Origin of the sequence: Actinomadura livida (assembly GCF_014648675.1) — a bacterium.
GTDB lineage: Bacteria > Actinomycetota > Actinomycetes > Streptosporangiales > Streptosporangiaceae > Spirillospora > Spirillospora livida.
Genome location: NZ_BMRO01000003.1, coordinates 192,164 through 197,827 on the forward strand (window position 1 = coordinate 192,164; position 5,664 = coordinate 197,827).

The 5,664-nt window shown below is 73.6% G+C and carries 6 protein-coding genes; 3 read left to right on the plus strand and 3 right to left on the minus strand.

Annotated elements, in window-relative coordinates; genetic code table 11:
* The 3 genes from IEZ03_RS07545 to IEZ03_RS07555 all read left to right on the plus strand — a co-directional run.
* Positions 1–441: ComEA family DNA-binding protein (locus IEZ03_RS07545; protein ID WP_229808109.1), on the plus strand; the 441-nt coding region annotated here is incomplete at its 5' end.
* A 19-nt stretch (positions 442–460) separates the two neighbouring features.
* Positions 461–1,477, plus strand: coding sequence for a DNA polymerase ligase N-terminal domain-containing protein (locus IEZ03_RS07550; protein WP_184886554.1), 1,017 nt, complete (start codon positions 461–463; stop codon positions 1,475–1,477).
* 174 nt (positions 1,478–1,651) lie between these two features.
* Positions 1,652–2,368 carry a metal-dependent hydrolase gene (locus IEZ03_RS07555; RefSeq protein WP_184886555.1) on the plus strand — a complete coding sequence of 239 codons (717 nt, stop codon included), beginning with the start codon at positions 1,652–1,654 and terminating at the stop codon, positions 2,366–2,368.
* A gap of 9 nt (positions 2,369–2,377) precedes the next feature.
* Here IEZ03_RS07555 and IEZ03_RS07560 read toward each other — a convergent pair whose 3' ends face one another.
* The 3 genes from IEZ03_RS07560 to IEZ03_RS07570 form a co-directional block, all read right to left on the minus strand.
* A complete protein-coding gene (locus IEZ03_RS07560) occupies positions 2,378–3,487 on the minus strand; it encodes a baeRF3 domain-containing protein (protein WP_184886557.1) in 1,110 nt (369 codons plus the stop codon).
* Positions 3,488–3,570: 83 nt separating this feature from the next.
* Positions 3,571–4,227 (minus strand): response regulator transcription factor, encoded by a 657-nt coding sequence (locus IEZ03_RS07565; RefSeq protein WP_184886559.1) that lies wholly within the window; start codon positions 4,225–4,227, stop codon positions 3,571–3,573.
* The gene (locus tag IEZ03_RS07570; RefSeq protein ID WP_184890771.1) at positions 4,224–5,453 is read right to left on the minus strand and encodes a sensor histidine kinase; all 1,230 of its coding nucleotides are present in this window, start codon (positions 5,451–5,453) and stop codon (positions 4,224–4,226) included. Before IEZ03_RS07570 ends, IEZ03_RS07565 begins: the two co-directional genes overlap by 4 nt.
* Positions 5,454–5,664 lie beyond the last annotated feature (211 nt).

The window sequence follows — 5,664 nt, forward strand, 5'->3', positions numbered from 1 at the left end:
CGCACGGTCGGCATGCTCCTGTTCGTCCTCGCGGTGGTGGGCTGCGGGCACGCGTTCATCATCCGCCGCCGCGTGTTCGACCCGCACGGGCTGTCGGCGGTCGACAACGAGGCCGTCGTGGAGCGCGTGAAGCGGCAGCGGCTGCTGCGGGACAAGGCGCGGGAACTGGCCGCCGCGGACCCCGGCCTCGCCAAGGAGCTGCGGATCGGCCGTCCCGACCTGCCGCGCCAGTACAACGACGGCGGGCTGGTCGACGTCAACCACGCCCCGGTGGAGGCGCTGACCCTGCTGCCCGGCATCACCCCGGAGCTGGCGCGGACGATCGAGCGGGTGCGGGCCGAGGCGGGCGGCTTCATGTCCGCCGAGGAGCTGTCCGCGGTCGCGGGGCTGCCGCCGTCCCTCACGGGCGACGTCGCCGACTACGCCGTCTTCATCCGGTGATCTCGGGTACGAACCGGGCGTGACTCCGAAAAAGCGGAAGAAGGACGCCGACCCCCTGGCGGAGTACCGCGGGAAGCGCGACGCGGAGCGGACTCCGGAGCCCGTGCCCGACGACGAGGCGCTGCCGCACGGGGACGACGACACGTTCGTCGTCCAGGAGCACCACGCGAGGAGCCTGCACTGGGACCTGCGGCTCGAACGCGACGGGGTGCTCGTGTCGTGGGCCGTGCCGAAGGGCCTGCCGTGGAGCCCGGAGACCAACCACCTCGCCGTGCACACCGAGGACCACCCGCTGGAGTACGCGACGTTCGAGGGCGAGATCCCGCGCGGCGAGTACGGCGCCGGAAAGATGATCATCTGGGACCGGGGGACGTACGAGACGGAGAAGTGGTCCGAGCGCGAGGTGAAGGTCGTCATCCACGGCTCGCGGGTGTCCGGCCGGTACGTGCTGTTCCGGACCCGCGGCCGGAACTGGATGATCCACCGGATGGACCCGCCGGCGGACCCGGACGCCGAGCCGCTGCCGGAGTCGCTGCTCCCCATGCGCCCGGAGCGGCGGGCCCGGCTGCCCCGCGACCAGGCCGCGTGGGGCTTCGAGTTCGGGTGGGGCGGCCGGCGCATGCCCGCCTACGTCGAGGGCGGCCGGACGCGGTTCACCGACGACCGGGGCCGCGACGTGGACGGCCCCGGCGGCCTGGGCTCCCGCCTCGGCGCCGCGCTGGGCGCCCGGCCCGCCCTGCTGGACGGTGAACTCGCCGTCGTCGGCGGGCGCGAGATCTACATGGTCTACGACGTCCTCCATCTGGACGGCCGCCCGCTGCTGGACACCCCCTACCAGGAGCGGCGCGAGGCGCTCGACGGCCTCGGGCTGTCGGGCCCGCGGTGGCAGACCGCCCCCTGGTTCCCCGGCGACGGCGACGCCGTCCGCGAGGCCGCGGGCGAGCAGGGGCTGCCCGGCATCGTCGCCAAGCGCCTCGACTCCCCGTACGAGCCGGGCGAGGAGTCCGGCGCCTGGCGATTCGTCCCGTCCCGGTAACCCGCCCGCCTACCCGCCCAGCCGCGCGCCCGCAAGGGAACCGGGGCGCTGTCCCCCGCATCTGAACGGACGTAGCACCCGGTTCGGCGCGCCGCCACCGAAAACGATCAGTAGCGGATTAGAGTCCCGCTGACTCCGGGCTGCGGGAGCGCGGGAAGGCGGGGGTAACGGCACATGATGGGCAAGACGCACGCCCTGAGCGGCGCGCTGGCATGGCTGGCCGCGGTCCCGGTGATCGCGCAGGAGCGGCTGCTCGGCGAGTTCGCGGTGTCCCTGTCGCCGGAGCAGGTGGCGGCGGGCGCCGTGGTGTGCGCGGGCGCGGCGATCCTGCCCGACATCGACCACCACAACGGGCGGATCGCCAACACGTTCGGGCCCATCACCAACCACATGTGCAAGTGGGTCGGGAAGCTGTCGGGCGGGCACCGGCAGGCGACCCACTCGATCCTGTTCGCCGTCGCGATGGGCTTCGCGATGGACTTCCTCGCCACCCACTACGTCTACGCGTGGTGGGCCTGCCTCTTCATGATCGTCGGCCTGGGGCTGCGCGGGATCGGCCTCGACTTCGAGGGCAAGGAGCCGCAGTCGGCCCTGGCCGACTGCGCGCTCGCCCTGATCGCCGTCTGGCTCATGCACAAGATCGACATGAGCTTCGTGGGCTTCGCGGTCGCGCTCGGCTGCCTCGCGCACGTGGTCGGCGACTGCCTGACACCACGCGGATGCCCAGTGCTTTGGCCGCTCCCCTGGCGGACCGTCATCCCGGTGGTCCCGAAGACCGACGGCAAGGTGGAGCGGTTTGTGATCATGCCCGTCCTCACCCTCGGCATCGCCGTCCTCGCCATCCGCTCCGTCCTCGGCGACGTCACCGCCCAATGGCTCACCCGCGGCTGACGGTCGTGCTCAGTAGCGGGTCACCAGGGCTATGCGGCCGTGGTCGACGAGGAAGCCGTCCGAGACGAACGTGACCTCGCCGCCGTACTCCAGGACCGTTTCAATGACGTCGTCCACGGCGTCGTCGACGACGTCCGCGCCCTTCAGGACGCCGGGCATGCCGTCCATCGGGACGAGTTCGCCGCGCGTGCGCACGGCGGGCGCGTAGTAGCCGCGCTCCACCACCAGGTGCTCGCCGCGGCCCTCCTCGACCAGCTTCGTGACCTCGCAGAGCCCGCCCGCGTACCGCTGGATGCTGCGCGCGGCCTCCAGCTCGGACAGCACGCCCACCTCGCGGAGGTCCTCGTAGGCGGCCAGGGCCGGGCGGGCCGCCTCGGCGAGCGTGCTGGGCGAGGCGCCCTCGAAGCTGCCGTCGACGCGTCCCGCGACCGTGGTGTTCGGGCCCGCCATCTCGTCGAACAGGGCCTGGCGGCGGGTGACGCCCGCGACGATGAGGGGACGGCGGTCCCGGGCGAGGACGCGGTCGACGGCGCTCGCGACGTCCCGGACGGTCTGGCGGTGGCGCTCGCCGTCGCCGCCCCCGTCGCCGCCGCGCGCGGGGCGCCGCGAGGCCCGCCCGGAGCCCGCCTCGTCGATCGGTTCCGGGGCGATGGGGAAGCCGTCGCCGGTGTGCTCGGCCAGGTGGCCGTCGTGGCCGTCCCACAGCCGGTTCCGCTGGTCCGAGAGGGACAGCAGCCAGTAGCGCGGGGTGCGGGTGTAGTCGGCGACGAGGTCGCGGGTGGCGAAGCCGGTGTCGACGACGACCCGCTCGTCGACCGGCTGGCCGATCGTGAACGCGTGGTGCTCGCCGTCGGGCGCGGCGAACAGCACCAGCCCCTCGGACGCGTGGCGCATGTCGATCTCGCCCGCGGCGCGCTCCAGCCCGCGCATCACCTGGTCGGCGGCGTCGGGCCGCACCCGGGTGTCGTCGCGCAGCCGGCGGCGCACCTCCGCGAGCAGGTTGCGCAGCCGGATCGGATCCTGCCGGCTCTCCGGGAGCGCCCGGTGCGTCGGCATCAGCACCGACACGGCCGGGTAGGCCCGCGGCTTGCGCAGTTCGGACAGCGTCGTGGCGTCCATGATCCCCCGATCGTCGGCCGAGTTCGCTTATGCCTACTTTGTAGCTACTCGTTGGTAAACAATGCGTAAGGGGCGGCCCAGGGTCAGCCCGGGGTGATGAACGACGTCTCGTACGCCAGGATCACCGCCTGGGTGCGGTCGCGGGCCTGGAGCTTCGCCAGGATGTTCCCGACGTGGGTCTTCACCGTCTGCGGGCTGACGAACAGCTCCCCGGCGATCTCGGCGTTCGAGCGGCCCTTGGCCATCAGGCGCAGCACGTCGCCCTCCCGCTCGGTGAGCCGGTCGTGCCAGTCCGCGCCGCGCGCCCCGCCGCCGGACGCGCCGTGCCGGGCCGCCAGCTCCCGGATCGCCGCGGGGAACAGCAGGGTGTCGCCGTGCGCGACCATCCGGATCGCCTGCAGGATCTCCTCCGGCCTCGTCCGCTTCAGCAGGAAGCCGTTCGCGCCCGCCTTCAGCGCGTCGTACACGTACTCGTCGTTCTCGAACGTGGTGACGACGATGATCCGCGGCGGCTCCGCCATGGACTCCAGCAGGCGGCGGGTCGCCTGGATGCCGTCGAGGCGCGGCATGCGCACGTCCATCAGCACGACGTCGGGCCGCAGCCGGTTCACCTGCCCCGGCACCTCCGCGCCGTCGGACGCCTCACCGACCACGGCCAGGTCCTCCTCGGCGTCGATGATGGCCGCGAGGCCCGCCCGGATCAGCCGCTCGTCGTCGACCAGCAGAACCTTGATCGTCATGTTCCGGACCTTAGCGGCAGCGAGACGCGGAAGCGCCACTCGTTCCCGTCCGGCCCGGCGGTCATGGCGCCGCGCAGCACGGTGACGCGCTCGCGGACGCCGCCGAGGCCGCGCCCGCCGCCGTGGCCGGCCCCCGCCCCGTGCGGATCGCCGAGGGGGTTGCTCATCTCGATCTCCAGCCGTTCGTCCACGACCCCGAGCCGGAGCCGCACCGGTACCTTCCCCGCGTGCCGCAGCGCGTTCGTCAGCCCCTCCTGGACGATCCGGTACGCCTCCCGCGACACCGCGGCCGGGACGCGCCGCACCTCCGGGTCGATCTCCGCGTCGAGCTCCACGCCGGCGATCCTGGTCTGCTCCAGCAGCCGCCCGAGATCCCCCAGGGTGGCCTGCGGCGCCGGACGGGACGGATCCTCGCGCAGCAGCCCGAGCACGTGGTCGAGGTCCTCCAGCGCCGCGCGGGCCGACTCCTCGATCGCGCCGAGCGCCTCCCGCGCGAACGCCGGGTCGCTGTCGAGCACCCGGCCTGCCGCCCCGGCCTGCAGCGTCACCACGCTGAGCGCGTGGCCCACCGAGTCGTGCAGCTCCCTCGCCAGCCGGTTGCGCTCGGCCAGCTTGACGGCCCTGGACTCCATCTCGGCGAGCCGTTCGGCGGCCGAGGGGCCGAGGAACCGCGGCGCCAGCCGCGCCAGCAGCGCGCCGGTGCCCACGATCAGCGCGAGCAGCGCCGCCATCGACGCGAGGCCGATCAGCGGCACGGGCCACTGCGGCCAGGCGGGCTGCCACCCCCAGCTCGCCAGGAACCGGGTGTCCCAGCTCACCGCCGGCGCGAGGATCATCACGACCGCCAGCGGCGGCACCGTCAGGCTCAGCCCGCTGACCACCACGCCGGCGGACAGGTGCAGGGTGAACCACGACGCGGCCCGCACCCGGCTCTCCCACGACCGCGCCGACCCTGGGGTGAGGTCCGCCGCCGGGCCCTTGAGCAGTTCCCTGGCGAGGGACCCCTCCAGCAGCCGGACGGTCGGCACGAGCCCGGTCACGAACGTCGCCGCCGTCGGCACGACGAGCAGCGACAGCACGAGGACGACGGCGACGTTGTCGGTCGGCAGCAGTGTGGTGAGGCTGAGCGCGAAGAACCAGAACGGCATCAGCAGCGCGCCGCCCACGACGAGGTGGGCCCAGCGCCGCCAGGTCCTCCGCTCGATCAGCGGCCGCGCGAAACGCATCACCCCCCGATCGTGGCAGACCGGGACCGTCCGCCCACTCCCCCGCGAGAGGGAGACGCGGTCAGGTGCGCTTGCCCTGCTCCGTGGTCTTCTGCTCCGTGGTCTTCTGCCCCGTGGTCCCCTGCTCGGCGGCCCGGTCGCGCTCGGCGAGCTTGGCGAGGCGGGCGTTGTAGGCGGCCAGCTCGTCGTCCTCGGGACGGCCCCCGGGCTG